We start from the raw sequence: 24,920 nt of genomic DNA on the forward strand, positions 1-24,920 counted from the left end.
TGGAATACACTCTCCTATGAATTAAGTTTCGTGCTTAGCATCTCCGTAAAGAAAGGTATGTTGATTCATCGATTTCTGTTTTATCGGGGTGTTCAATACCAGCCTGCACATTAAGCTTGTGCTTCAATAAGTTTATTGCATTACACTGCATCAATGCTAATAAATACCAATAAATACCAATGATGCGCGACAATTTTTTCTAGAGAGTTCATTGTTGGCAGATTCAATATCCACGTATCTGTGACAAACCCGTATGTGTCTGCCTGGATAGTCACGCCGCTTCCATCCTCATGAAATTGGAAGGTATATGCACCTATCGGGGCTTTTTGAAAGTCAGAACCCTTGAAAAATCAAGTGCGCAGCATCCCATGGATGGGCGTCGTAAAAGCGTCGTTGCGACGCCACATTTTTGACTCCCAGGACATTCATACACGCTAGCATGGTGTTGTGAAGCACCGCGAGCATCGCAGGAGCATGCTTGGTTCGGATCTGTGATGCATCTTCTTTAAAGGTGACATCTCGGCGTCGATGGAGCCGATTTTCAATGGCCCAGTGGGCTCTGTGCAAGGTTCCAATGCGCTCAGCATCCGCTTGGGTGGGAGCGAGACTCGTGATCCCATAGTGCACTTCTCTGTTTGTCGGTGTTCCTTTTTGGATACTCGTTCGTTCAAGACAAAAAACTTGCCCAATGCCGCACCAATCCTGGGCCAGATAGTCACGCAAATCAGGACTACAGGTGGTGACACGAATATCCAAACGGCCATGTCCACTGCTCACATCCCGGTGGCATTGCCATCGCACATCGGCGGCATGATCCTCAAAAAAGAGCTTGAGATCTTTCCACAAGGTTGGTTGATTGTCCTTGGCTATGAGCAGGTACTTGCCTCCACTCCGAGTGACGTGCTGGCAAAAAAACGTTGCGTATACATCGCATCGGCGCTGAGAGTCCGTCCTTTGATCAGGTCCGGTGTGAGCATCTCTTTGAGCGCACTGATCTCGTTTTCTTTCTCTCTCATCTCGTTGTGCCAACACAATCCCCGTCTTGACCTCATAGAAAGTACATAAATAAACAGAAAAGTGGTTTAGGGGAAAGCGATACAAAGAGGAGGTAAGGCCAGGATATGTGTAAAAATGCACCGACCCCACACCAGGGGCGGTGCAAATCTTCTCCCTTCTCTTGCTGTTCCTAGCAATTGGAAATGTTTCCATAGGTATACCCCCGCCAAAACCATTGCCCTGATTGGTTGGGTTGTTCAAAAACAAAAACCTCACTAGCACCTTGAGAATCAAACTCGAGATGAGAAGAGTAGGATGTTCCAAGGTCATATTTCACGTTTGCATTCGGGATAGCCATAACCGCATGTCCATTTACGTATACTCCATTTGGCCCGTATAGACGGCCCGCACAATTGTAACCAGCAACCTCAGGTGTCCAGATGGGATCGCTGATTAATAGAGTCATATCCCCATTCACAAGATGGTCATGAATGAACTTCCAATCTAAAGGAGAGCCCTCAGCAATGCTTGCATATTGAAAATTGTTTGTATCTGTAACTTTCTGCACGGCATCGTAGTTTTTATCATCGTAGAGGGCAACACGAAAATTATGTAAAAATTTATCAAAATCCGAGGTCTGCAATGATTGATTTCTATCAGCAGTGGGCGTTGCAATTGACATTGGCGTGTGAGTAGGAGCTGGTGTTGTTGCGCCGGTTGTTTTCTGGACAGGGCTCAACACCTGAGAATACTTCAGCCATCCAAAGAAGGAACCGCCTCCAATTAGCAAGCTAACCAGAACCACAATCACGAGTGTACGCCATGAGAGGGTTGATGGTTTCCAATCTGGTGGCGGTGGTGGAATCGGGATTGGTTCAGAAAAAGCATACTGTGTTGGTTTTTTCTGGTCATACCACTTGGCATAGGACTCATAGGGCGATCCTGGTGTAGTCAGGTCGCTACCTGAATAAATAGTATTATCTTCTTGACGTTCATCATCCATAATGACCATCTCCTATAGAATATATATTAATATCGATAGACACTTCCAATACTTACGAATTGTACATCAAAGTCTAATGACCTGTATCAGGCACAAATATGCGCCGGTTCCTGGTGTATAGAGTCTGGCACTATGTCTAGTTATGAGAAGACCATTAGACGGTTTTACCGTCTCTCTTAGTACCCAAAATGTATCACTCAACACAGTAAGATCGTCTAACGGTCTTCTCATTGACAACAAAAAAGCAGGTATATTCCTCAAAAGAGGAACATACCTGCTTTTCCTTTGCCTAAATCCACAGTGCTAGCGGGCTCTGCTATAGCCCTTAAAGTCGAGGTAGTTTGGGAGGCATGCATATCTACCGTTTTCTTCTTCCGGCCGATCTGCGCCACTGATTCAACATTTTTTGCAGCTCTTGCCGATCTGCCTCACTGGGGCACTCGTACATTAACCCTTGTCGGAGCAAGTGCAGTTGGGCCGCATCGATTCGCTGTCGTTCTTTCCCCTGCATGAGTTTTTTATACTCCTCGCCAGGATCAGTCATAACGCTGAATTCGCTGACACGTGTTAGCCGCTCAATCAGTTCCTCATGCTCGAGAACAGGAAATGCAATAAAGTATTGTACATGCAGCACATTTGGGATGGTGACTTGAATATCTAGATAAAAGGTAGATTCATCTGGAGTCTCCGAATTGAGGAAATACAGCCAGCGTATTAGCTGGTCGCCTTCACCATACTGCTCATGCTTTTGCCACAGTGTTGCCACCTCTGGCTTGGGAAGCGCATCAATCCAGATGAGTGGGATCTGTGATGCATGAGAACGACCCGGAACTTGCATCTCTATCACAAGATCTGTGCGTACCATTAATGATTCGCGATGAACCTTCTCTTGGAACTCACGGCTGAGTGGATCCATTTATCCTCCTACTTTCTTACAGCTGTTCTGGTTGCATTGGCGCTGGCTGTGTTTGCTGATCATCGTGTTTTCGCTCATGTGAATAAACAGAGAGAATCCAAATTACAAACAACGGAGAGGCAATAGTCCCAGCAAATAAGAGCCCCTCTCCCCAGGCAATCCCGTTGGACTTGAGAATTGCGCCCAAGCCAATCACGAATAGGGTCCCTGCTAAAACGAAACAGCTTATAGCAAGAGTCCGAGTCTGTTTCCCCTTGCGCTGTTCTTTGATGAGCAGTTCGACAAAATACCACAACATCAACGCACCCTGAAGGAACACCAGGATGCTAAACAGAACCCAGTGATCTTGTAACCATTGGGGAGCAGCCACTCCCGGTACACGAAACAGTGCGCTGCCAATCCAGAGTGGAATGAACATAACCGTGATATAGATGTTCCGAAAAAAACGCCCGAGATCATAAGTAAGCTGCATGGTGAATATCCCTTTCTACAATACTTCTTACTACGCACTACTTGCAATTTCACTTTCTTATTCTAGCTTATATACTCCTCACTTGTGAAGCATTTCTAGTAAGTAAAAGTTAATTTTACAATACTATCTTGCCATATTTGGCAGAACCCTTACATTACCAATCCGCCGAAATCAGCTCTGAAACAAGCAAAGTGAGGGCCGCATACATATGTCATCGTTACTACTACATCCGTTAGCGCAATAGCTTGCCTATAATAAAAATTGCTTCTAGGGTGATTTTTACACGCATCCTTGTATATATTATCACTTTTCAATATAATATAAGCATCCATAACGTATATTGCTGTAAAAGATACTCCTAATGAAAAGGGGGCTCTATGCCATTCGTAGCGGAACATCGCACGACCGGAGAGCGCATCGATATTACTCAGCACAAGACACCTCACAGTGATATCAACCAACAGGATTGTATTTGCCCCTTGTGTGGCACTGACTTGTTCCTGCGTGTCGGGCTGATCCGCCAACCACACTTTGCCCACCGCGCCCAATGTACAACGCAGTATCAGAGCCACCCGGAAACCGCGGCCCATCGTCATGGCAAGTTGTATCTTCAACATCACTTGAAAGAGGAGTTCCCTGAGTACACCCAGGCCACGATCGAGTTAGAGGTCAAACTGCAGCCCATATGGCGGGTCGCCGACCTGTTGGTGACCTTTCCCACTGGCGTACGCCAGGCACATGAAATTCAACTAGCTGTGATTACAACCAAAGAGTTGGAGGAACGCACCAATGACTACACGTCCATGGGGATCGATGTTGTTTGGTGGCTGGGTGGCGAGGCGGATAAAGACCATAATCGGCAGTGGTGTGTCGAGACGTTTGGCTATAGCCTCAGCATTCAATATGCGCTTGAGTAGTAAGGCTGGCCAGATCTTGGTTCCCCGCTCGGCAGGAATGGAGGCTCCCGTGCTGCACACCTACCGCCTCTGGCCCAATGGCGATTGTGAAGAGCTGCTCTTTTGCTGCTTCTCACCTCCGCTCTACATGCACTCGCCCCCCATCAAGGCACCCCATGTCGTTGTCCTCCGAGGGACGCGCCTGACCATCGCCGCACTGAGTTTCCATACCGCATATGCGAGCGAGACCCTTCCTTCCTGGGGCCTCTTCTGGCCGCGGGCATGGCCATCTATTCGTACCCCCTTGCAGCGCATGATCCACATTCAGGGGGAGATCACGATGATCTGCGTTGCTTTGACTTCCAGGTCACCAGCCAACGATTTGAGCAACCGATCGTGTCGGTTGCGGCTGGCCAGCTAGCACAACAGCACAAAGATTCCCCCATATTATGGCACATCCTTAGGCAGCGCCTGATACGCTTACACGCCGCGGGGACAGCATATGATCTCACAAATCCTGCTGCGCAGCGCTTCCTGTACTTGTTGAACATGCATGGCCAACCCCGGCGAACTCGGGCCTTGTTGTCAGCCGTACAAGAAATGCCTGAGGCGTCGGTATCGGCTCCGGTACAGGAATCTCTCTGGGAGCAACCGTGGGATACAGAGGCAGAGGACATGCGCAGATAGACGTAAGCTTACCCTACAGGAGATATCACAAAGAATACATGTAAAATTTTATTCCGGGCGCTCCACCGTATCCAACCAGATGATAGAAAAGCCCTTTGTTGGGCTTCGATGCAGCTTGTCTATGTCATCTATCGGGACTGCGGCCCTGGATGCCAGTTCCATTTCTTGTTCATTCATTCTGAGCACTCCTTACCACGCAATCACCCACCGAAAAGCCTTGAATTGTTGGGCAAGTGGTGGGTGACGTGTATGGTGATTTATTTTACATGTGAGATTTATTGGTTAGAAGTAAGTAGGCTTTTTACTTTTAGGACTGCATCCGACCTGCCCGTGTCCTGTGGATTGTCGGTGTGCTCCAGAATGGAATAAATCACTTTTAGTGCCTCGGCAGGACACGATGGATTCAACATGAAGTCGTCACCATTATGCGCTAAAATATCGCTTTCAATGAGTTCGGCAAGAGTATTTGCTGGCATAGTGTGAACAGACTCATTATTCACAACAGCTTTAACGGCTTTCAGGGAATTAATGCTTGAGAGTGCTTTTAGGGCTGTTGATAGGCGCTCATAGGTGTATGGAGTATTGGCGTGGATTAATTCACCGTGTCGCGAATGTGTGTCTTGCATGCGTGGTTTCTCCTTTGCCTTAATACATGACATTTTACTGCTACCATACCATAAAATCTACACTTGCATATCCTTCAAGCTATCCAGTTCGCACCAGTCTATTCAGCGCTTTGTCCAACCGATCTTACCCGTTGGCGTACCTTGAGGAGCGAACTGAACCATCGTTACGAAGCCCGGCGTATGCAATACTGCTTCCGTAAATCGCCCGAAAGGTACCTTGCGACTCTTGAAGAAAAGCTCATCAAGGAAATATTACCATCATAGGTCTTTAACGCTTGTTTTGCTGTTCTTTTAGCCGACCTCTATTAGTCAGCTTTTATATGAATAGGTACCTCACTTCCAATTGTACTAGTTCCACTAGCAAAAGAAGATGATCCTTCAATATAAAGATCATAATAGCCACCTTTAAGTTGCTTTGGAAAGATTATACTACTTGTAAATGATTGGTTATTGCATCCGCTTGTGATAATTGGCTGAGATGATACAATAACTTGCCCTCTACTTGCGGCATTGGTGTTTTGTCCTGCAAGATGATCAACTGCATTCCTTGAAGGAAAAGGTCCATAGAGCATTTCTCGCATAACTGCTCGTTGAATTTTGTCGACTGGTGTTGTGGAGCTTTGGATATTTGGGCCTGGTTTATAAAGCGTCCAATTAATAATGATTCTGCTACCTGCTTGCGCTGGAATTCCCTGAGAAGGGATGACATGATAGGATGGGATATTGCTGTCAATGGCAAGACAAGGAACTGGTGCTGGTTGGGTTTTCGCAAAAGGTGATGAGCAAGCAACCACAAAAAGACAAAGGGAAATAATAATACTTATTACCTGAATAACTCGCTTAATCATTGCTCCACATTCTCCTCTTTTATGTGATTTAATGGTATCTTTTCGGGTTCCCTCCAAAAACGGGCAACTCCATAATGCTTTGTTATCATTGAAAGCGAATACCATAATAGCTTGGTGTTACCATAAGATTGCTCTTCTTACTTTTCTACGAGTGCGGTGTGGAGCTCTTTCATTTTGGCACTGCGCCCAAGTGGTGTCACCGAAAGTCGGTCATACATGCCCTGGATGCGCGAAATATGGCGTTTGGATTGATACTGCTGAGCCATTTCCAAACCACGGATGGCGTATTTGACTCCTTCATCGGTTTCACCAGCATAGGTATAGGCTTGCGCTTTGACGATGGTATAGGAGCCCATATCACGGAGTGGTCGGAAGGGCCGGAGCGTGTCGGTGATGGCATAGATATCCAGGGCCTTCAATGGTTGCCAGAGGATTGTATGTCCTTGTGCTTTTTCTTGTAATACTTCAACCAGATCAAATTGGTTGGAGAGGGTATCGAGCGTCCTCGGCGTATTCTCGACAATGTTCTGGGCTTCATCGATATTTCTCAGGAAACTCTGCTCGTCTCCATACACCGAATAGGCGCGGGCCTGCACTTTATACCATGTTCCTCGTACAAATGGAGAGGCTTTCATGGCCCATGGTTGAGCCATCGCAAAACGCCGGAATGAGGTTTCGTAGCGGGATCTCTTGCGGAGGAGGTCGGCCTGGTGTGTCATGGCCAGGGTGATAATGTCTGGATCCTGTAATTCCTCGCCTAATTCCAACATTTCTTGAAAGTGGAGGCTGGCTTCTGGCAGGCGTAAATGATCAAAGGCAATTTTCCCCAGCATTTCATGGGCGTATGCCTCTAATTCTTGCGCCGGGCGTACAAACTGACCTCGATATTTTGTAAAGGCATCCTCTAGTTGGAGTACAAGCTTTTCAAGATTGGTCACGATATCTGGCGTGCTATTATCCGCATTCCACACGATCCAGGATAATTTGATGGTTGCCTGTGCTGGCGACAAAATAGCGTGAAAGAGTGCGTCATCTCCATCTGCTGGCTGTATAGGTGCGGCCTTCATTTTTGGCATATGTCGCCCCGCCGCTTCTAATTTCTCCGGCGGGATCCCCAGAATATCAATCAAGCGTTGTAGCTGCTCATCTTGTCCCAGTTTGCGCTTTCCACGCTCAATCAGCGAAACATATTCTCGCGAGAAGCCCCATCTATCTGCGAGTTCTTGCTGGTTCCAGCCACGCTGGAGGCGATACGCTTTGACTAAATCCCCAAAAAGCTTGTTTTCCATCGTAGTAAACCTTTGTCTTGTTGTAACAGAAATGTAACACTCTCGTGACAGGTGTTACTACTCAAGTCGTGCATTCTTCTTTATTATGATAAATGCAATGTAGATATTTGTAAATAGTCATATGAACTGGAAAGGAGAACGCGATGTCAGATGTTGTCAGATTGCGTCAACGACTGCAAGATGAATACACCAGTATGCGCAATGGCATGCATGAGTTTTCTGCTGGTAATGCTCGTCATGAATTTATACGTAAGAAAATGCAACAGGCTGATCGCATTCAAGATCAATTGATGATGTTTATTGACGAGAGACAAGCGATCGAAATTGTCTGTACGACCTACAATCAGGTGATGGATAAGGTGCAAGGATGAAAGTAATACCAATTGTGAAAGAGTCTTCGCCAGTCACATTGCTGGCCATCAGACAGCAGTATAATCTTACGCATCCACAGACACCGATCACTAATGATGACCTTGCATCGTTCGCACAGGTTGCCCCTGGGGTTGTCTATGCTATCTCTCTGGGTGGCTATGCCTCGGAATCTGTGATTCAGCATGTCCTGGCAGCATACTCGGCGTTATCTGGTACACAGATAGCGCGAAAGCAGATCCAGATTAGGGAGGCTTTCTGAATACCCAACAAGATGGCGCTGGCTTAATGGAGAGGACACAATGATAGGCACATATAAAAGTGTTTAGCCAACGAGCATTCTCTTGGATGTTTTGCAAAAAGGTGCTTGCGAAGAAGCCTTTTTCATGAAATCCGGTCATGCTTACCACTGTTACTTCATACCAAATATCTGACGAAATCTATTTATTTACCGTTTAGGCTGTGATATACTCAAAAATATTGCCTAAAATGTTCTATTCATTAATAATCGAGCAGCAAATGATATTAAATGCGTTTTTTTGAGGAGGCCAGGAGATAGTGTTGAAAGAGATTTCTTTGAACGAGGAACCGCATGGAATATATCCTATTAAGTGGGTGCAAGCAGGAATTTTGGACAACGTTCCATCTCCATTAGTGAGGGTAACCACCTGCGGAAGCTTGAAAATCGAAGTATTATATATGGCGGATACTCAATCATCTTTAGGACACTATCATACTGTCTCCCTTGAACGTTCTCGTAAAGGAAGTAGTACAGGGCTTACATTACTCAAGATGCTAGCAAGCTTGCCTGGGCATTACGCATCGAAAGATTGGCTTACAGAGCATCTGTCTAGCACCAGAAATTACGAAAGCGATGATGAAGAAGAATGGGGGAGAGGATTTGTCCGCGTTGATAATGTCGTCTATCTCTTACGCCATTTACTCTGCTCCCAGAGCATCAGTTGGCATGAAAACGTACGTAAAGTGCTTGTAAGCTATGTGCGCAACCATCGCGAAAGTGGTCCCGGCTATCAGCTTGCAGGAGAACCGCTTCTCTGGCTTGATGTTGATAGTATTATTTCTTCTTTTAAAAAAGCAGTGTCCTTAGAAAAACAAGGAAAAGATGCATGTTCTTATTGGGAACACGTTCATGCTCTTGCATCAAAAGGGAGCTATCTGTCTGATGAACCTTATAGTGATTGGGCGAAGGACAAGCGTTTGGAAATCGAAGGGTATTTACGACATTGTGTGCATAGGATTCATCACTTTTATCTCTCTAGTGATAGAGAGAATAGAGAAGAACAGGCGATCATGCTTTTGCGCCAATATTGGCAGACCCATCTTACCGATGAAGATATACTTAGACCCCTGATGGAATTGCTTGGTAAGAATGCGCGTGTGCAAGAAGCCCTTGATTGTTATCAACGTTTGTGTGAACGATTAGCTATGGAGGAGGAAGCGCCTGACCCTCAAACTCTCGAGATAGCCCAGAATTTGCATTCACATCGAGGTCAGGAGAAAGATGAGGCATTGACTCCCTTCTCAATTGTCAATACACAGCCTATAATAATAAGAGCGGTCGGAAACGAAAACAGAGACGAAGCTAAACTGACCTTTATGCAGAAAAACGCCTCCGTAGAAAATGGGAAGCCTTTTTTTCTGCCTGACGGTTTGTCTCAAGCACCGTTATGGCGGCGTCTATCTCGGACCTTAGAGGACCATCACGCATCTCTCCCATTGTTATCGGCCGAGAATGATAAAGTACTGCCTTCTATTTCTACTGCCATCTCAGAAGGTATAATGACGGCAGCTGCACATTTAGGAGGAGGCTTTGATATGGATATGCCACGGCGTCAATTACTCCAACAAATTTTTGGTATGGCAACAGCATCAATTTTTTTATCTCCCTCTTCCTTACAAAGCACTGCGAGTAATATTGAGCAGTTTATTTCACAGTGTGATGCGAATATCTCTGGTTGCTGGCAACTTATGAACGGTTGTAATATTGTCATGGTGCAGTCTGTCCTGAGTACCTGGCTTCCTTCATTAGATCGATTAGTCAAGCAACCTTCTAAATATCAAAAAAAGCTTGCTCACCTTGCTACAGAAGGATACATCCTTGCTGGTTTAATCACGATCCTGCAACAAAATTATAGTGAGGCCGAATGGTGTTGCGTCCAGGCGGTGAACTATAGTCGTTTGGCAGATGATGTGAATTTGTACGTTGCAGCCTTAAAACATCTTGCAACCAAATATCTTGATGCAAACTATCCTCTCAAGATGCTACAGACATATCAGAAAGCCTTAAATTCCATCAATGATGTTTCTCCTCTATTGCGTAGCCGTACCTACTTGGGATTGGCTCTTGCTTATGCCCGTTGTAAACAGGAAAAAGAGGCGTTTGATTACCTGGGATTAGCACAAGAAACTTTTCCCGAAAAGCCGGAGGATGATAGCAGCTTTACGTTCGCTGATTGTGGAATTACATCATTGAATCATTATGGTGGATTGATTTATCTAGAATTTAACCAACCAGATAAAGCCTTACACATTTTTGATGAAGTGAATACCTTGCAATTGAAAGGTCTGGCCTCTGAACGGACCGTGATTGAGATTATGAATTGTCAGGCTGAAGCGGCTCTCATGCAGCAAGATTTAGAGCTATCCTCTACGCTTTTAGCGAAAGGGATAGAGGGAGCCATGAAACTTCACAGCAAAAAAAGATTGCAAGAAAGCCAGATGATCTATCAAAAAATGTGCCACCAATGGCCTCATGAAGCAAAGGTGCGAGCACTCGCCACTCTTTTTCCACCAGAAATGAATTAGGGAGATTATCTATGGCGGAGACACACGAATTTTTAATGCGCGCAATGGAAGAAAATTGGTTGCTAGGGAGACAAGCAGAAGATAAAAGAATGGCAATCGCCACCAGCAACTTTTTTGTTGCCTCGGTTGCACATTGTATATATGCTCTCACCGGGATAAAACGAAAAATCCTTCCATTGACTCTTTGGATGTTTCTTTCAGGTATCTATGGCATTATGACAAGCCTCAAACTTTATGAACGACAACAATTCCATATTCATCGTGCCAGGAAATTACGTGCTCGATTAGATATATTGCACCCAAATGAACAAGTAGAAGAATTGCTTGTCAAATCAGAAAAAGAACATAAAAAACAGTATCCATATCTCATCAATCTCCGCCTAAATGCTCTTTGGATCGGGTTGCATATAACAATAACTCTCTTAGGCTTTTTCTATAGCATCAAAGCTTTGATAAAGAAATAGTTATTAGTCTATCACTTCCCATACTTTTCGTTTCTGTACAAGAAGTTAGTAGCAAATGGAGATGAAATGAGAAAGTAATTTATGTGGAAGAAGGGTTGTTCACTGCGTCCTTAGAAGAGTATATTCGCTCTTCTAAGGACGCAGTGTTATCGTGTTAGTTCGTCTGGCACGCGATCATCGCGGGTGTTAGAGAGTGAGGAAAGTCAGCCAGGAGGGTAGGGGGCATAGAGAAGAGAACGTGGATATATGTGAGTCAATACGATCATACTAACCTTCTTTACCTCAACAATGATGCGTATCAGTATGATGTTTTTGTGTATTTTAATATCCAGAATTGATTAAATGCGTTTATTCCAGCAAAAAATGAAAAATATGGGTGCTCTCCCTCTACAGCTTCAATCACTGATCGGAGATGCTGCAACTGATTTGGTTATTGAGTAGTTGAATGCATCTCCTGAACCGTGATCATCTTCGATAGAGCGGTACTGCTAGACACTGACAGGTGTGGTAATGTTTATAGCACAACCAAGTGTGACGATTGGTGTTTTTTATGTGTTCAATGGTTGATTATCTGTGACTGTGAATCTTTATGAGATGTGGCAGGGGTTTCTTCTCCTACTTCACGAAGTGAAACATTGTGTATCCACACTTGCCCTCTGCCTTGTAGTAACAGGCCGAAGGCGATATCAAGACTCTCTCCTGGCACATCCAAAACTACCTCATACTGTTGCCAATCTTGCGTTCCTTGAATGGGACGATCTTGCATATTGTCGTAGTCCAGAGCATTGACCTGGGCACCATCGATACGCATCCAGAGTCCTGACCATCCTTCAATATTCTCTGCTTTGACCAAGGCTGAGAACTGAACGCGTTTTCCTAAATAGGGTTCAGCATCAACTTTCATCATCAGTGTCGCAAAGCCTTCGCCTGCCTGCTCTGTAGAGCGAAGGAAGACGCTCTTTGTGAGTGGTGTGATGTTTTCAATGTTTACTCCATGGAGGTAGTGTTGTGGGTGAGATCCAACCAGAAAGAATTTGCGTTCAATTAATTCCATGGTTGGTGCTGATGTTGGTGCTGGTATGCCATCTAGAGAAGAAAAGTCCCATGAACCTCTTTGGAGTGCTTCCCTTTCCAGTTTTGCCCAACGCTCTTGTAGTGCTGGACTCTTCTCAATTTCTTGCATCAAAGCTGTCGATAACACATTGGCCGCGTAGGATGCTGATGGGCTTCCATCAAGTGCCACACAGAGATCAAGTGCCTTACGTACTCGTGGACTCAAGCTGAGATAAATACGGGATGGTGCATTCATAATTTCCTCCAGTAATTTGGTGCTAATTTGTTGCTTATAAGCAACAAATTAGCACCAAATTACTCGTTTGTCAAGGCTCTGTTGGTTGAACACATTGTTTTCAGTCTGCGATGGTGTGCTATATAGGAGGAGAGTTGATAAAGGCGAGGGACAATCACCACTTGCACTTAACTGTGAAAAAAGAGGTATTTGTCTATGCATAAATATTTGTTTACGGACAGTCTCATATTTTTAGATGGCAGCATGTGGATCCCTGTGCTCTAGTTTTTATTCATGTTTTGCTTGTTCATTCCTCTTTTTTCATCGGTAGAAAAGTGGGTACTGAAAATGAGAACACAATGCCTTCACCCCAACCTCTCAACGAGCATGGCGCACGATTTGACGAAAACTGAACACGGCCGTGTACCTGTACTATTTACACTTATGCAGAGATGCCTGGTAGGAATGAATGATAAAATCCAGCCACCCCGCAGGAGTCTGGTAGGAGTTTGACTTGCTATGATCAGAGATAGCAATGTGCTTACAAAGAGAAGTGGCGCGAGGATGACTACACAGCATTAGAGTAGATCGTAAGATATTTTCGATAGCCACAGGATTACTACATGTCAAGTGATATGTCGTGATGAATATCGTCCTTTCGTTGCCAGCATACAAGGACTAGATTGCCATGGGATGACAGCAAAAAAAGTATAAGGCCATAGATAGAGAACGCAATCTAGATGAGCTCTTTGTGCCTGAGTACATTCGGCAGGTGGTCTCACAATAATGCATGCGGAGGATATTTTTTTATGACACAACAGATTACCCATTTGCAACTCGAAGAGGCAGTTAAACGGTCCCCTCGCAAATGGGTCTACCTTTTTAGCGAAGGCAACGCGAAAATGCGTGACCTGCTCGGTGGTAAGGGAGCAGGAGTTGCTGAGATGACGAATGCAGGATTACCCGTGCCTCCAGGTTTCACTATCACGACTGAGGCATGTAACGGATATTATGAGGCAGCCAAGCAATTTCCCGCAGGTGTCTGGGAACAGGTGCAGATGGCACTGCAAATTATTGAGCAGCAGACAGGCAAAGGCTTTGGCAAGAAGGAAAATCCTTTGCTCGTTTCTGTGCGCTCTGGTGCCAAATTCTCGATGCCAGGTATGATGGATACGGTACTCAACCTCGGCATCAATGACGAAACAGTGCAAGGACTGGTGGAGCTTACAGGCAATGAGCGTTTCGCCTACGATGCCTATCGTCGCTTTATCCAGATGTTCAGCAAAATTGTTCTTGATACTGAACCTCGTGATTTCGAGGCTGTCCTCGATCGCTATAAAGAGCAGGTTAGGGTCTCTAGTGATGCAGAACTTTCCGCCTCGGATCTCAAAAAAATCGTTGACGAGTTCAAGCAAATCGCAGAGCTTCAGTCTGGTGAACCCTTTCCAGTCGATGTTTTCCAGCAACTCCACAAAGCAATTGAGGCTGTCTTTTCCTCCTGGAATAATAAGCGTGCCATCGACTACCGCAACTTTAACAAGATCCCGCATGACTTGGGCACTGGCGTCAACGTGCAGATGATGGTATTTGGCAACATGGGCGATGATAGTGGCACGGGTGTAGCCTTTACACGTAATCCCAGCACAGGAGAAAAAGTTCTGTATGGTGAATATTTACTCAATGCACAGGGTGAAGACGTGGTGGCAGGTATCCGCACTCCATCCAAGATCAGCCGCTTGCAAGCTGATTTGCCTGCTGTGTATCAGGAGTTCCAGGAGATCGCGAACCGCCTGGAGCAACACTACCATGATATGCAGGACCTAGAATTCACAGTCGAGAAAGGCAAGCTGTACATGTTGCAGACACGCTCAGCCAAGCGCAATGCGTCTGCAGCCGTTAAGGTTGCTGTTGACATGGTTGGGGAAGGTTTAATCTCCCAGGAAGAGGCGCTAAAACGTGTCGATCCAGTTCAGGTCTACCAACTTCTACTGCCACGCTTTAATGATGAGGAGAAGTGGAAGGCCCGTCAAACAGGTCGCTTGTTGGCAAAAGGTCTGAACGCTTCCCCTGGTGCTGCATATGGTAAGGCCATTTTCAATGCGGACCGCGCTGAGACGTTGGGGAAGGCAGGAATTCCAGTGGTGCTGGTACGACCGGAGACCAGCCCGGATGATGTGCATGGAATGTTGGTGGCAAAGGGAGTTTTGACCGCTCGTGGTGGTGCAACGAGTCATGCGGCAGTTGTTGCGCGTGGTCTTGGCCTTCCTTGTGTTGCCGGATGTGAGGATATTCGTGTCTCCGAAGAGGAACATCTTTTCCGTGTGGTTGGTTCCAATGTTGTGATCAAAGAGGGCGATGACATTTCCATTGATGGTGCGACGGGTGAAGTCTTCGCCGGTATCATCAAAGCCGTTGATGCTGACTTTGACAAAGAGCTTGATCTGAAGACGTTACTGAGTTGGGCTGATCAGCATCGCAAGTTGGGTGTATTGGCAAATGCTGACAATCCTCGTGATGCCCAACGTTCTGTAATCTTTGGTGCTGAAGGTATCGGCCTCTGTCGTACCGAGCATATGTTCATGGAACAGGAACGCCTGCCAGTTGTGCAGAAGATGATCCTGGCCCAGAGCAAAGAGGAGCGCCAGGCTGCGCTGGATCAACTGTTGGCATTCCAGCGCGACGACTTCTTGAACATCTTCGAGGCGATGATCAATCCCAAGACAGGTGAAGGGTATCCAGTAGTCATCCGCTTGATCGATATGCCGCTACATGAGTTCTTGCCCTCCTATGAGGAGCTACTTGTCGAGACGACACGCTTGGAGATTCAAGGTGGTCACGATGCTGAGCTCAAAGAGAAGCAGAAACTGTTGGAAACGGTTCGGGCCATGCGTGAGGTGAATCCCATGTTGGGCCTGCGAGGTTGCCGCTTGAGTCTGCTCTTCCCAGAGATCAACCTCATGCAGACGCGTGCCATCTTTGAAGCAGCGTCACTGCTAACAGCCAGAGGAAAGAAGCTTCATCCAAAGATCATGATTCCCCTTATTGGTCATGTCAATGAACTCAAGGAAGTGCGTCGCCAACTGCAATCGGTGGCTGACGATATTATTCCGCAGAATCGTATTGACTATCAATTCGGGACCATGATAGAGGTACCACGAGCTACGGTGATTGCCGATCAGCTAGCCAGAGAAACTGACTTCTTTAGCTTCGGCACCAATGATCTGACACAAATGACCTTTGGTTATAGCCGTGACGACGCTGAGGGCAAATTCTTGCTCAAGTATGTTGAAGGTTTGGAGATTCCTGGTTTGAAGAATAAGGTCAAGATTCTGCCAGTGAACCCGTTTCAAACGCTAGATCGGGAGGGCGTTGGCCGACTGGTGGCGATAGCAGTTGAAATGGGTCGTCGTGCGCGTCCAGATATCGAACTAGGCCTGTGTGGTGAGCACGGGGGAGATCCTGACACCATTACTTTCTGTCATGAAATTGGACTTCACTATGTCAGTTGCTCACCATTCCGCGTCCCAATTGCGCGCTTGGCAGCAGCGCAAGCTGCCCTAAGCAACACCGAAAGAGATAAATAACAACGCACCTTTAGAAATACAAGTCAGCTTGAGCTGAGCGTTGATACCAGCAGTATCCATAGGAGGGACGACGCAAAGCGCGAGCGTCGTCCCTCTTTTTGCGCTCGTAAGTAATGAAGATTTTTATCCATAGATGAAGCTTGTTGGGTGCATTATTAGGGATGATGATACGTCGAAGGACTGACTATGTTGTCATGTTCGCATACCATTACCCAATCTCCTGGTTCGTAAAAATAGGCAGAATGCTCTTTATTCATCCAATATGATTAGAAGTGATATAATGCTTTCGTGTATGAAGGAGAGAAATAGATAGACAGACCTTTGCCATGAAACTTTATATTGACTGCTAGGGATTCTCTACTTTGCGACAAGATGAAAATATATGTGTACTCACAAAATATGGATATGGTGTAGGGAGAAAATCATTATGCAGAATCAAGGCGATACAATGCTATCTCACTTTCCATTACTACGCGTCCATCTCTGTGGGCCGTTGCAGATAACGTGGAATGATTCAGTCAGCGGACAGCGCCTGTCCGCTGATGATTCCTCTGGCAGTGGTCGAGATCGAGCCGCCGCCCTCTCTCTACTCGCGCTCCTGTTACGCCAGCCCAATCGGCGAGCCCACCGTGATTGGGTAATGGAACAGTTTTGGCCGGAGGGTAGCCGCAGTGTTGCCGTTCATCGTCTGGAGAACATTTTTTCCTGTCTACGCAAATTACTGCGCCCCCCTGGTGGGGATGAGAGCTTAGTGCGCTCCATCCTTGGCAAGAAGACCAGCGGTCCCACCTATTGTATCGAAGCTTACCCCAAGGTGTGGGTGGATATGGATGCCTTGACCTGTAATATCGAGCAGGCGTGCCGCATGGAGCGGTTTGGTGATGACGCGCTCCCCTTCTGGCAACAGGCTTTTCACTTGCTCAAGCGTGGCCCGTTCCTGGCTGATAGTCCTTATGAGCCCTATGCTGCCTGGGTCAATAACCAACGTGAACAACTCCATAGTAGTTACCGGCAATGTGTGCATGCCCTCTCGCGGCTCTACCTTGCCCGACATGGAAATGCAGGCAAGACTGAGGCCTTGCTCTTGCTGCGTACGTACTGGCAACACTACAAAACTGATGAGGATGCGCTACGTCCCTTACTGGAACTGTTGGGTGAGCAGGAACGCTATCAGGAAGCCGAGGAATACTATCAGCAATTGCTGCTGGCCCTGGCCGACCTTGGACCTGATGAGGAGGGACGGCCTCGCATTCCAGATCTACGCACGCAAGATATTCGTGAATATCTGAAGACGAAAAAACTACAACCAACACAGAGAGTGCAACATCTTCTTCCCATTTCATCTGCATTGCCAGTTGATCCACAACTATCTATTCCCCCACTTGTCCTTCCTCAAGAAAATCATGGTGGAGTTGATCTTTTTCACCTTGGGATTACGGCATTAATTTTGCATCAACAACAGTCCGGCTGGAATATTCATGAATTAGAACAACAAGTAACGCAAGCATTAGATAATATTATTCCCGAGGTACAAAAAATGCAACTTTCTCGACGTGACATTCTCCGTTTTATTGTGAGTATGCCTTTAGCATTGTATGACTTCACTGATGTTTCCCGTCAATCGTCCAAATTGGTTCCTCAGGAAATCATTCCACTGTATGCAGCAGGAATACCAGCTTGCTGGCGACTCTACTATGAAGGAGGGCAAACCCAATTGGAGCATGTTCTTCCACGCTATATTTCTCATTTGACACTACTCACGAGAAACCCCTCAAAGTTACAAAAAAACGCCGCAGGATTGCTCTCTCAAGCCTATCAACTGATGGCATTGTTAGCTCAAAGTCATGAACACTTTGATGATGCCATCGAGTATTGTCAACATGCAGCTTTTTATGGAGGATATGCAGAAGATGCCAATCTACAAGTAATGGCATATATCCGTCTTCAAGATACGTACTGGGAGCAGCAGGTATTTGACAAATGCTTTACAACATTGAAGCAAGCTGAACTTCTTGCCGAAAACACGACATTACTTTTAAGAGGACGCATCTTTGCACGACTTGCGAATATCTCTTCTTACCGATCAGAACTTACGTCAGCTCAACACTATATAGATCTTGCCCAACAAACCTTTCCTCAGCATCCAGAAATGGATCCAAGTTTTCTCTATAGTCATACAACCCACTTTGTCTTATATGCGAATGAAGTTTCAGCCCGCATAAAACTCGGCCAGTTGCAAAGAGCTCGAGATGCCGTCGTAAATGCAGAGAAATTTGTCCTCGGTCCAGCGAACCCAAGAAAAATAGATGTTACCCACTATCAAATCCAAGTCGCGGTGGCATTAGAGGACCTTGAGCAGTGTGCAGTTCTTTTTGAAAAACTGATCTATTATGTGAAAAAGTATGGACAGGAATTGGATCGGAGGAACACGTATACCCTGTATCAATCACTTCATGAGCATTGGCCACATGAAGCGCGAGTAGAAAAAATGAAACAAGCTCTTCTTTCCTAAAAAGAGAAGTTATTGATTCAAAAGATCAGACGTGAGATCAAGCTCCTGTTGCTCACTATAGGTCGTCCAGTCTGCTTTTGTATAGGCAAGACGAAGTCCCACACGCTCCATATTGTGCTGACTGCCTGTTCCGACACCCGCTTGCCCTACAATAAGCTCACACCCCTGTTTGGCTGCCCTATCAATGCGGGTTTGGAGCAGTGCTTTATGGCACCCATAGCCCCGAAAAGAGGGAAGCGTAGCAGCAAGCGCAAGATACCCTACCTGTTCATGAAGAGAAAGGACCGCAATAGCAACTGGTTTCTTGTCAATGAGGGCAAAGAAGCATTCGTTGCTTGATAGCGTCACAAGACCACATATACTGTCATGGACATAGTCATAATCAGGAGTCTTTGGAATGCCAAAACTTTTGAAATAAATATCGGCAAATATTTCTTTTTCTCCAGGCAAAACACCACGGATGGCAAGATGAGGGAACCTGGCTTTTTCTATAGCAGGAAGCCCATAAAGGACATTATAAAATCCTGATTGGTAAAAATCATTTTTTGCAAGATGCCAAAGGAGCGAAGGAGATGAAAGATGAGGAACAACCTCGAAACTACAACGAGCACCATAGTTACGATACCATTGAGTAATGTCATGAACAAAATGAGTATCATCTGCACTTATATGATGCACTCGATTGAACGTCGCGCTGTTTGCCTTTTGTGTCAATGAGGCTATTGCCGTCCCAAAGGAGCGAACATGTACACCATACAGATTATTGGAGAACAATGACAATAATCTGTGCTTTTCAGTCGAAAAAAAGGTAATGCTGGTTTCTAATCTGGTAGCTAGTCGTGGCGTCACAGGGGGTATGTGTGTATCCATGTGTGGAGTCTTCTTTCCAATGAGCTTTTTCCAGGCATCACAATAGGATACACCAGCTGCACTTGACACGACGAACATCGTAGCGTTCTAGCGTACCTGTCCTCCATGCAGGCCCTGTTTGTTTCCTGTAACGACATTCCTTTGAGTTACTCTGACTTTTACCTACGACTATTCCTATGTGGCAGTTGCTTAATGGCCCCTACATGGAGATGGTGTTTCCTTTGCCACTACTATAACATATAGAAACGCTCTTGAAACTCATTACATTTGGATTGAAAGATAGCTGTTCTCCAGGTAACAGTTCTTCTATATAGCTTTTATATAGCTTTAAAAATATGATCATTTCTGTTTTTATACGGATGAGGTCATGAACAATATGTCACCTTGAAGGAGCAGGACTAGAAAGCTGCCAGGTAGGAGCAACGCACAAGATTTCTTCGTATCGCAGGAATCTCGTAGGAGTCCGGCTTGTTATAATGTCAATGGCAGCAAAAGTATATTGTAAATTATATTACGTCAGAAGCTTCTCTGGCATTTTTTCATAGAGATAAGAAAGATAGGTATCATGGTTTGTTGTAAAGGAGGCTATGTTGATGTTTCATTTTAGACCAGGTACAAATGATGGATTGATATACAGAGGAATTTATGAACAAAATGAGTATCATCTTCCTCCATCCTTTGCGCGGACAGATCTCATTGTAGATGTTGGGGCGCATATTGGTTTTTTTACTTCTCTTGCGGTAGAGCGTGGCGCGGGTACCGTGTATGCAGTTGAAGCAAACGCAGAAAATTATCTGATGGCAAAGCAACATCTCGAACAATTTATACAACAAGGTCGCGTTCTGTTACAGCAAGGCGCAGTATGGAGATCGGATGAGAAAAGAGCTATGTTGCACCATAGTGGATATAAATGTGGTTTCGATCACCCTCATCCGGGCATAGAAGTGAATACTGGGGCTGGAAACGTTCTTTTTGGTCAGACAGGCGAGGAAGTACCAGTTATTCCCTTTGATGCGCTTGTTTGGGAAGCAACGCAACAGGGAACGCGTAGAGTGCGTTGCCTGAAATTGGATTGCGAAGGATCTGAATGGCCTATCCTATGTACCTCCCAAACATTGCATCTGATAGATGAGATTAAAGGTGAGTACCATGAAATTGGAGGAGCATATGACTCTCTGAATCCGCTTCTCCTATCTCTCCCTGGCTATAAACAATTTACTGTTGTGGAATTGGAAAAAATTTTATGTGAACATCATTTTACCTTTTCTCATACTCGCGCCACACGAAACGATGGATCGCCAGCGCCACGAGGAATGTTCTTTGCAACCAAAGTGGCATAACTATACTTCAAGGTTTTCTAACCAGGAGGTCTATCGCCTCTAGGAGGCAAACTACATCGATATATTGAAGCGTATGATAGTAATTCTTGTTGAATGAAAGGAGCAGCACAGGCATGGTACTGTTCCTTTTCATTGTTCCTTTGCATGTTGCTTGGTCGGAACTCGTACAGAGGGCCGATCCCCATCTGATTTAGGCTGGGCCAAGAGCTGTTCCCATGGGATGCGTGTGGATGTGCCGATATCTTGCAAATGGAACCCATCATTATGCTTTACCAGCTGCCAATGCTCCCCTGTATTGCCCTCACTGCTCTTTTTCCAGTGTGTTATCGCTGTATTGCGTGTAGAAGAACGTGTCGGGGGAAGTTCCCATTCATCCATATGAAAGAAGTAGAGAAACGAGCCGTCAATCACGCCACCGTGACAAACAAGAACAATAGTTTTTCCCTCATGCTCGCGCACAATTCGATCTAATGCTGTTCTCACGCGCAACATGAATTGCGCCCAACTCTCACCTGCGGGAGCTATAGGACGAAAAGGCATTGTCTCATAGTTCGGTTGGCCGAATCTCTCCCAGAAGGTTTCTATTGGCAGACCCTCAGCCTCACCAGGACGCAATTCCTGAATCTCATCGTCGAGATGCAGCGGTAACCCAAGCGCAGGAGCGATAATCTGCGCGGTCTGCAAGGCTCGGGGAATGTACTGGCTATCAAGACATCAGCCGCAATTTCTTTTGTCGCTGCCAGGCGATCACGGAGACGCTGGGCCTGTAAAATTCCTAGTGGTGATAAACCGCCGTCGCCGACAAATCTCTCGACTGCGCTCATTGCTTCCCCATGGCGGATAAGATACAAGTGAGTCATCAATGGTATGCTCCCTCTCTCAATTAAAAAAACGCTTGAAACAATTATACCTGAATGCTAGCTGGGTACATCTAGATATGAATTGTCGTTTGTCGGGAGCATTTATGTGCACAGTTCTGTTTCTGCTTCTCTCATGCTGAAGTGTTTGCTCAGAGAAAGCTGTGGGTAGGAGATAAGGTGACCTGATATGGCGCAGCATCATGGATGTTAGCAATACGAGCATCCATGAGTGATAATTGCATCTGTGATTTTTATTCAGTGTTTTGGAATTCCTGATTGGTAGCAAATTGGCAGGTGCCTATGAGAATATACGGTGCGTGAAGCACTCTCATAGCAATACCGATGGACTGAATTGATGACTGTACAGTCTGGCGAACGTGCTCTTTGATCAATATGCATCTAATGTATCTTGCTTTGTGCTTCTAGAATGGCTTTTGCAATGTCAAATGGTTTGATGTGCCCGAAGTAATTTGCTTTTTTATGTATCCACCCGTACTTTCTTATGCCAGGATACATTTGTCTTTGTAGAGCGTTTCCTTCGCCAAGAATGGTTGTAAGTTTTGGATATCCCCAATATCCCGGTCTTGTACCTCCCCAAAGAGTAATAATCGCAGTGTTGTTCCTTGGTTGTATGCTACTCATATCTCTTTCTGGCGTTATCTTTTGCGTTGCCGCCAGGTGCATCAGTCCTGTATCACCTGTAATGAAAATGTCTGCTTGATCGATAAGAGCTGTGGTGTCGAGCAAGTGTTCTGGCTGCAAAGCTGTTTCTACGACATATTGAATTTGTCTGCCATACAAGGCTTCAAGTTCTTTATACACTTGTTCATGAGCTTCGGGACATGTATACCCAGGTAGAATCCCAACAACTATGCGAGGATTGTGATGGAGCGCTCGCGCAATGCCAGAAACGAGCAATTCTGCTGGTGGTCTGGTAACTGAAGAAGAGGTATCAGCCCCGACAAGTAATAACAGTCCATCCGGTTTCTCTGCCTGTTCCTTCAGTTGAGCGACTCTCCTCTCTGCGTTGGCCACCCGGTGACGTGCCAGAAAGAGTGGCACAGGCTCTGCTCGATCATTTCTCAATGAAGGCTGAACAGCAAAATAGTCATCAACCAATACTCTGGTCCTTATATACTTCGGTATATCCTTTAACATGGGTAATGGTAGTAGCGAAAGTTTTTCTACGATGGCTTGTATTTCAAAATTGCGCAAACTGTTATGTGTGTAGTTTTGCCTTTTTCCAAAGAGTAACGCAAAGTTTTTTGGATCTTCAATAAAAATAGTTTCATATTCAGGTAGAAGTGCTGCGTATTCCAGCCGTATCTGGGTCATATGTTCAGATTGTTCGTAGAAATCTTTGGGAATCGGAAGAATGCGCATTTCTGTTCCATCAGAAGATGGAGTGGGTATGAATGACCTCGGAAGTGCTATCTGATACATTCTTGGATGATCGGCCACAATCTGTATTTGTACCTCGGTACATAAAAGATCAATCGTGGCGTCTGGTTGGTATTTCCAAATTCTGTCAGCCGTTTCTAGTGCGAATATCATATCGCCAATAACCAACCATGGTTGAATAAGATATGGTCCTCTCTTTGTTGTTGTTCCAGTGGATAGTACGCGCCATCGCTGGCGCCTTACGAATGACGCCACACAAATGTGAGGGTTGAGCATGTTCATCTTCCTTATATGTTACTATTTTGACAACTATCTTTGCGTGGGGGAAGCCTGATGTATAGCTGACCAGTCATCATGTCTTACGTGAGAGAAAAGCCACGTAAATATTCATTTACTATGTGCGCAATGTCCTGTAATGTATAGTTGTGAGGGTTATAGATGGAATGGAAAAGAAACTGTTGCAACAGCAGATCATATCGATTACCATTGCTGATTTGCGGGAATTCATCAAGCGCCACAAAACAGTCGAAGCTTTGATGCATTATCGCATGTTTCACCTCTTGTCTTTTCGCAAAGTGTTTCCTATACACTAAACGATACAAGCTGCAAAGCATCGCAAAGATGTCCCTGTGTCGATAGATCGTAGAAGTGTAAGGAATGGTCGGCGAATGCCTGAAGTCAATGAGCGCCGGGGTGTATTTATCAATGAGCCAATTTTCCTCGTGAGCATCGCCATGCGAAAGTTCGAGTGTTGAGTGCAAGGCAATGAGCTTGGACAAGCACAAAGCATACATCTGTAATGTTTCAGGAAGAGTTCTCTGTTGTTGTTCCAGTTGTTCGATGTAATGTGCGAAACTATCGCCTTCAATATACTCCATTAAAATGCCATTGAGACGAGCATCATACGATAAATACTGAGGTGTTGAAATACCTGATTCTTTGATAGCTGTCAGCATAGGCTGTAGTGCACGATAATTTTCCTCCAAGGCCACTTTTCCTAACTTTAAGGCGGTGACAGCACCACTTATTTGGTTGTGCACTTTAAGAACCACACTTTCAAATCCTTCCCCAAGAACCTCCGTAATTTGAAAGCATTCTGTGGAGAAAGACAAGGGGATATGATTTTCTATATGTGGCAACAGCGTTTCCAGAGACAAACTGGTGCATGCTTCCGTTTTCTCTCCAGGTCTATTTCCTTCGCAAATGAGTGCCAGCACCTTCTTACCCTCAATACAAAGGAAAGACGCGTCATTCTGGAATTGCCTTGCGATGGCCAGACTCAAGATATTTCCAGTTATCTCGTCCCTTAAGAAATGGTGATGCCATCCTCTGTATTCCATGCTGTATAAATAGGTGTAGTTTTGTTGAAAATCCCGACCGTTCTCTTCTCTACATGACGCTTTATACTCCACAATGGCACGGGCCACATGTAGAGATAATTGATGAGATTGTGCAAAAAGGTGTGTGTGTCGTTTGAGATAGCCTTGCAAGTTCCACACGTTTATAAGTGAGCCACTCTGGTCGCTCATAGCGTTTTTATTGCCAGAATTGTTACTCCAGGCCATAGGATCAAAGAGACATAAATTACAAGGCAAGCCTATCACCTCAAATCTGCTGTCTGTTGGCTTAAAAAATGCTCCATCATATGGATGCATCCCTGCTTTTTTCATCTT

Annotated in this window: 24 protein-coding genes; 9 read left to right on the forward strand and 15 right to left on the reverse strand. The window is 45.4% G+C overall.

The features are described 5' to 3' along the window. Positions 1-333: 333 nt before the first annotated feature. The 5 genes from KDW_RS15235 to KDW_RS15245 all read right to left on the reverse strand — a co-directional run bounded on the left by KDW_RS15235 (position 334) and on the right by KDW_RS15245 (position 3,387). A complete protein-coding gene (locus KDW_RS15235) occupies positions 334-876 on the reverse strand; it encodes an ISAs1 family transposase (protein ID WP_233097794.1) in 543 nt (180 codons plus the stop codon). Beyond that, positions 867-1,016 (reverse strand): hypothetical protein, encoded by a 150-nt coding sequence (locus tag KDW_RS33855; protein ID WP_233097807.1) that lies wholly within the window; start codon positions 1,014-1,016, stop codon positions 867-869. The genes KDW_RS15235 and KDW_RS33855 overlap by 10 nt, the downstream gene beginning before the upstream one ends. 170 nt (positions 1,017-1,186) lie before the next feature. Then, on the reverse strand, positions 1,187-1,999 hold the full coding sequence (locus tag KDW_RS31765) for a hypothetical protein (RefSeq protein ID WP_162005256.1): 813 nt from the start codon (positions 1,997-1,999) through the stop codon (positions 1,187-1,189). Between the two features lie 358 nt (positions 2,000-2,357). Then, the gene (locus KDW_RS15240) at positions 2,358-2,915 is read right to left on the reverse strand and encodes a hypothetical protein (RefSeq protein ID WP_151756746.1); all 558 of its coding nucleotides are present in this window, start codon (positions 2,913-2,915) and stop codon (positions 2,358-2,360) included. A 16-nt stretch (positions 2,916-2,931) separates the two neighbouring features. Beyond that, positions 2,932-3,387, reverse strand: a complete 456-nt coding sequence (locus tag KDW_RS15245; RefSeq protein ID WP_151756747.1) for a hypothetical protein — start codon at positions 3,385-3,387, stop codon at positions 2,932-2,934. Positions 3,388-3,764: 377 nt separating this feature from the next. Between KDW_RS15245 and KDW_RS15250 the strand changes: the two genes are divergently transcribed. Continuing rightward, positions 3,765-4,304, forward strand: coding sequence for a competence protein CoiA (locus tag KDW_RS15250; RefSeq protein ID WP_151756748.1), 540 nt, complete (start codon positions 3,765-3,767; stop codon positions 4,302-4,304). Between the two features lie 49 nt (positions 4,305-4,353). Then, on the forward strand, positions 4,354-4,704 hold the full coding sequence (locus KDW_RS15255) for a hypothetical protein (RefSeq protein WP_151756749.1): 351 nt from the start codon (positions 4,354-4,356) through the stop codon (positions 4,702-4,704). A 314-nt stretch (positions 4,705-5,018) separates the two neighbouring features. On the opposite strand, the gene KDW_RS34950 is transcribed toward KDW_RS15255, so the two are convergent. The 4 genes from KDW_RS34950 to KDW_RS15270 form a co-directional block, all read right to left on the reverse strand. Then, complete coding sequence (locus KDW_RS34950) at positions 5,019-5,147, reverse strand: hypothetical protein (protein ID WP_269822446.1); 129 nt, start codon at positions 5,145-5,147, stop codon at positions 5,019-5,021. Between the two features lie 98 nt (positions 5,148-5,245). Next, complete coding sequence (locus KDW_RS15260; RefSeq protein WP_151756750.1) at positions 5,246-5,596, reverse strand: hypothetical protein; 351 nt, start codon at positions 5,594-5,596, stop codon at positions 5,246-5,248. 305 nt (positions 5,597-5,901) lie between these two features. Next, on the reverse strand, positions 5,902-6,444 hold the full coding sequence (locus tag KDW_RS15265; protein WP_151756751.1) for a hypothetical protein: 543 nt from the start codon (positions 6,442-6,444) through the stop codon (positions 5,902-5,904). A gap of 137 nt (positions 6,445-6,581) precedes the next feature. Beyond that, positions 6,582-7,733, reverse strand: a complete 1,152-nt coding sequence (locus KDW_RS15270; protein ID WP_151756752.1) for a helix-turn-helix domain-containing protein — start codon at positions 7,731-7,733, stop codon at positions 6,582-6,584. Between the two features lie 143 nt (positions 7,734-7,876). On the opposite strand from KDW_RS15270, the gene KDW_RS15275 reads away from it, so the two are divergent. The 4 genes from KDW_RS15275 to KDW_RS15290 all read left to right on the forward strand — a co-directional run bounded on the left by KDW_RS15275 (position 7,877) and on the right by KDW_RS15290 (position 11,392). Continuing rightward, positions 7,877-8,104: a hypothetical protein gene (locus KDW_RS15275; protein ID WP_151756753.1), complete on the forward strand. Its 228-nt coding sequence runs from the start codon at positions 7,877-7,879 to the stop codon at positions 8,102-8,104. Further along, positions 8,101-8,364, forward strand: a complete 264-nt coding sequence (locus KDW_RS15280) for a hypothetical protein (RefSeq protein ID WP_151756754.1) — start codon at positions 8,101-8,103, stop codon at positions 8,362-8,364. The genes KDW_RS15275 and KDW_RS15280 overlap by 4 nt, the downstream gene beginning before the upstream one ends. A 296-nt stretch (positions 8,365-8,660) precedes the next feature. Beyond that, positions 8,661-10,928 (forward strand): AfsR/SARP family transcriptional regulator, encoded by a 2,268-nt coding sequence (locus KDW_RS15285; protein ID WP_162005257.1) that lies wholly within the window; start codon positions 8,661-8,663, stop codon positions 10,926-10,928. An 11-nt stretch (positions 10,929-10,939) separates the two neighbouring features. Continuing rightward, positions 10,940-11,392 carry a hypothetical protein gene (locus KDW_RS15290; protein WP_151756756.1) on the forward strand — a complete coding sequence of 151 codons (453 nt, stop codon included), beginning with the start codon at positions 10,940-10,942 and terminating at the stop codon, positions 11,390-11,392. A 556-nt stretch (positions 11,393-11,948) separates the two neighbouring features. Here KDW_RS15290 and KDW_RS15295 read toward each other — a convergent pair. Beyond that, on the reverse strand, positions 11,949-12,635 hold the full coding sequence (locus tag KDW_RS15295; protein ID WP_162005258.1) for a hypothetical protein: 687 nt from the start codon (positions 12,633-12,635) through the stop codon (positions 11,949-11,951). An 854-nt stretch (positions 12,636-13,489) separates the two neighbouring features. Here KDW_RS15295 and ppdK point away from each other — a divergent pair. Both ppdK and KDW_RS15305 read left to right on the forward strand, forming a co-directional pair. Then, a complete protein-coding gene (ppdK, locus tag KDW_RS15300) occupies positions 13,490-16,264 on the forward strand; it encodes a pyruvate, phosphate dikinase (RefSeq protein ID WP_151756758.1) in 2,775 nt (924 codons plus the stop codon). A 427-nt stretch (positions 16,265-16,691) separates the two neighbouring features. Then, complete coding sequence (locus tag KDW_RS15305; RefSeq protein ID WP_151756759.1) at positions 16,692-18,776, forward strand: AfsR/SARP family transcriptional regulator; 2,085 nt, start codon at positions 16,692-16,694, stop codon at positions 18,774-18,776. A gap of 9 nt (positions 18,777-18,785) precedes the next feature. Here the strand turns inward: KDW_RS15305 and KDW_RS15310 are convergent, their stop codons facing one another. Beyond that, complete coding sequence (locus tag KDW_RS15310; RefSeq protein ID WP_162005259.1) at positions 18,786-19,646, reverse strand: GNAT family N-acetyltransferase; 861 nt, start codon at positions 19,644-19,646, stop codon at positions 18,786-18,788. Between the two features lie 593 nt (positions 19,647-20,239). On the opposite strand from KDW_RS15310, the gene KDW_RS15315 reads away from it, so the two are divergent. Next, positions 20,240-20,986 carry an FkbM family methyltransferase gene (locus KDW_RS15315; protein ID WP_162005260.1) on the forward strand — a complete coding sequence of 249 codons (747 nt, stop codon included), beginning with the start codon at positions 20,240-20,242 and terminating at the stop codon, positions 20,984-20,986. Positions 20,987-21,115: 129 nt separating this feature from the next. Here the strand turns inward: KDW_RS15315 and KDW_RS15320 are convergent, their stop codons facing one another. The 4 genes from KDW_RS15320 to KDW_RS15330 all read right to left on the reverse strand — a co-directional run bounded on the left by KDW_RS15320 (position 21,116) and on the right by KDW_RS15330 (position 24,917). Further along, positions 21,116-21,670 carry a histidine phosphatase family protein gene (locus KDW_RS15320; RefSeq protein ID WP_198925276.1) on the reverse strand — a complete coding sequence of 185 codons (555 nt, stop codon included), beginning with the start codon at positions 21,668-21,670 and terminating at the stop codon, positions 21,116-21,118. Next, positions 21,568-21,846, reverse strand: a complete 279-nt coding sequence (locus tag KDW_RS35910; RefSeq protein WP_198925277.1) for a histidine phosphatase family protein — start codon at positions 21,844-21,846, stop codon at positions 21,568-21,570. Before KDW_RS35910 ends, KDW_RS15320 begins: the two co-directional genes overlap by 103 nt. A 399-nt stretch (positions 21,847-22,245) precedes the next feature. Continuing rightward, complete coding sequence (locus tag KDW_RS15325; protein WP_162005261.1) at positions 22,246-23,523, reverse strand: glycosyltransferase family 9 protein; 1,278 nt, start codon at positions 23,521-23,523, stop codon at positions 22,246-22,248. 83 nt (positions 23,524-23,606) lie between these two features. Further along, positions 23,607-24,917 carry an RIO1 family regulatory kinase/ATPase domain-containing protein gene (locus tag KDW_RS15330; RefSeq protein ID WP_151756763.1) on the reverse strand — a complete coding sequence of 437 codons (1,311 nt, stop codon included), beginning with the start codon at positions 24,915-24,917 and terminating at the stop codon, positions 23,607-23,609. Positions 24,918-24,920: the final 3 nt, after the last annotated feature.

This window comes from Dictyobacter vulcani (assembly GCF_008974265.1).
Lineage (GTDB): Bacteria > Chloroflexota > Ktedonobacteria > Ktedonobacterales > Ktedonobacteraceae > Dictyobacter > Dictyobacter vulcani.